At 52.2% G+C, this 3,003-nt stretch carries 1 rRNA gene; it reads right to left on the bottom strand.

Going from position 1 to position 3,003, the window contains the following annotated elements:
• Window positions 1–19: 19 nt before the first annotated feature.
• A 23S ribosomal RNA gene (locus PQU96_RS15885) occupies window positions 20–2,915 on the bottom strand.
• Between the last annotated feature and the right edge of the window lie 88 nt (window positions 2,916–3,003).

Genomic DNA, 3,003 nt, shown 5'->3' with positions numbered 1-3,003 from the left:
GCAAAGCCACTCAAATGATAGGATCAAGCCTCACGAGCAATTAGTATCGGTTAGCTTAACGCCTCACAGCGCTTCCACACCCGACCTATCAACGTCCTGGTCTCGAACGACTCTTCAGGGACCTCAAGGGCCCAGGGAAGTCTCATCTTCAGGCAAGTTTCCCGCTTAGATGCTTTCAGCGGTTATCTCTTCCGAACTTAGCTACCCGGCAATGCGACTGGCGTCACAACCGGTACACCAGAGGTTCGTCCACTCCGGTCCTCTCGTACTAGGAGCAGCCCCCGTCAAACTTCCAACGCCCACTGCAGATAGGGACCAAACTGTCTCACGACGTTTTGAACCCAGCTCACGTACCACTTTAAATGGCGAACAGCCATACCCTTGGGACCGGCTACAGCCCCAGGATGTGATGAGCCGACATCGAGGTGCCAAACTCCGCCGTCGATGTGAACTCTTGGGCGGAATCAGCCTGTTATCCCCGGAGTACCTTTTATCCGTTGAGCGATGGCCCTTCCATTCAGAACCACCGGATCACTATGTCCTGCTTTCGCACCTGCTCGACTTGTCGGTCTCGCAGTTAAGCTACCTTTTGCCATTGCACTATCAGCACGATTTCCGACCGTACCTAGGTAACCTTCGAACTCCTCCGTTACACTTTGGGAGGAGACCGCCCCAGTCAAACTGCCTACCATGCACTGTCCCCGATCCGGATCACGGACCAAGGTTAGAACCTCAAACACACCAGGGTGGTATTTCAAGGACGGCTCCATGAGAACTAGCGTTCCCACTTCATAGCCTCCCACCTATCCTACACAAGTCTGTTCAAAGTCCAATGCAAAGCTACAGTAAAGGTTCACGGGGTCTTTCCGTCTAGCAGCGGGTAGATTGCATCTTCACAAACATTTCAACTTCGCTGAGTCTCAGGAGGAGACAGTGTGGCCATCGTTACGCCATTCGTGCGGGTCGGAACTTACCCGACAAGGAATTTCGCTACCTTAGGACCGTTATAGTTACGGCCGCCGTTTACTGGGACTTCAGTCAAGAGCTTGCACCCCATCATTTAATCTTCCAGCACCGGGCAGGCGTCACTCCGTATACGTCCACTTTCGTGTTGGCACAGAGCTGTGTTTTTGATAAACAGTCGCAGCCACCTATTCTCTGCGACCTCTCCAAGCTCCATTCGCAGGAACTTCACCTAGAGAGGCATACCTTCTCCCGAAGTTACGGTATCAATTTGCCGAGTTCCTTCTCCTGAGTTCTCTCAAGCGCCTTAGAATTCTCATCCTGCCCACCTGTGTCGGTTTGCGGTACGGTTCTTATGCAGCTGAAGCTTAGTGGCTTTTCCTGGAAGCGTGGTATCAGTTACTTCAGGTCCGTAGACCCTCGTCATCACCTCTCGGCCTTAAGGTGCAGCGGATTTGCCTACCGCACCAGCCTACCGGCTTAAACGACCTATTCCAACAGGCCGCTAACCTAACCTTCTCCGTCCCCACATCGCACTGCATAAAAGTACGGGAATTTTAACCCGTTTCCCATCGACTACGCTTTTCAGCCTCGCCTTAGGGGCCGACTCACCCTACGCCGATGAACGTTGCGTAGGAAACCTTGGGCTTTCGGCGAGCGGGCTTTTCACCCGCTTTATCGCTACTCATGTCAGCATTCGCACTTCTGATATCTCCAGCAGGGTTTACACCACCACCTTCACAGACCTACAGAACGCTCCCCTACCACGGACACATTTGACTGTGCCCATCCGCAGCTTCGGTTATCAGTTTGAGCCCCGTTACATCTTCCGCGCAGGACGACTCGACCAGTGAGCTATTACGCTTTCTTTAAATGATGGCTGCTTCTAAGCCAACATCCTGGCTGTCTATGCCTTCCCACCTCGTTTACCACTTAACTGATCATTTGGGACCTTAGCTGGCGGTCTGGGTTGTTTCCCTCTTGACGATGGACGTTAGCACCCACCGTCTGTCTCCCATGCTTGCACTTTCCGGTATTCAGAGTTTGCCATGGTTTGGTAAATCGCAATGACCCCCTAGCCATAACAGTGCTTTACCCCCGGAAGTGATACATGAGGCACTACCTAAATAGTTTTCGGGGAGAACCAGCTATCTCCGAGTTTGTTTAGCCTTTCACCCCTATCCACAGCTCATCCCCTAGTTTTGCAACACTAGTGGGTTCGGACCTCCAGTGCGTGTTACCGCACCTTCATCCTGGCCATGGATAGATCACTCGGTTTCGGGTCTACACCCAGCGACTAAAGACGCCCTATTCGGACTCGGTTTCCCTACGCCTCCCCTATTCGGTTAAGCTTGCCACTGAATGTAAGTCGCTGACCCATTATACAAAAGGTACGCAGTCACCCGTTTCCAGGCTCCCACTGTTTGTATGCATCCGGTTTCAGGTTCTATTTCACTCCCCTCCCGGGGTTCTTTTCGCCTTTCCCTCACGGTACTGGTTCACTATCGGTCGATCACGAGTATTTAGCCTTGGAGGATGGTCCCCCCATATTCAGACAGGATTTCGCGTGTCCCGCCCTACTTCTCGTACGCCTAGTTCTTGGAATGTATTTTCGTGTACGGGGCTATCACCCACTATGGCTGGCCTTTCCAGGACCTTTCCACTAACACAATCCATAACACGTACAGGCTCTTCCGCGTTCGCTCGCCACTACTTACGGAATCTCGGTTGATTTCTTTTCCTCGGGGTACTTAGATGTTTCAGTTCTCCCGGTTCGCTCTACCGACCCTATATATTCAGGCCGGAGTACTCCTTGCGGAGTGGGTTTCCCCATTCGGATATCAGTGGATCAAAGCTTCATTGCCAGCTCCCCACTGCTTTTCGCAGGCTTGCACGTCCTTCATCGCCTGTGATCGCCAAGGCATCCACCAGATGCACTTATTCACTTGACCCTATCATTTCAGTTGCCTTACTTTGATAACATCGAGTTTGCGTGACAAACCTCTCGGTTTGTCGCGATACAATCTTCTACCCAAGTCG

This window comes from Vogesella margarita (assembly GCF_028548475.1).
In the GTDB taxonomy this organism is placed as follows: domain Bacteria; phylum Pseudomonadota; class Gammaproteobacteria; order Burkholderiales; family Chromobacteriaceae; genus Vogesella; species Vogesella margarita.
Note: the sequence above shows the minus strand (reverse complement) of the source record. Positions and strands in the feature narration are given on the sequence as shown.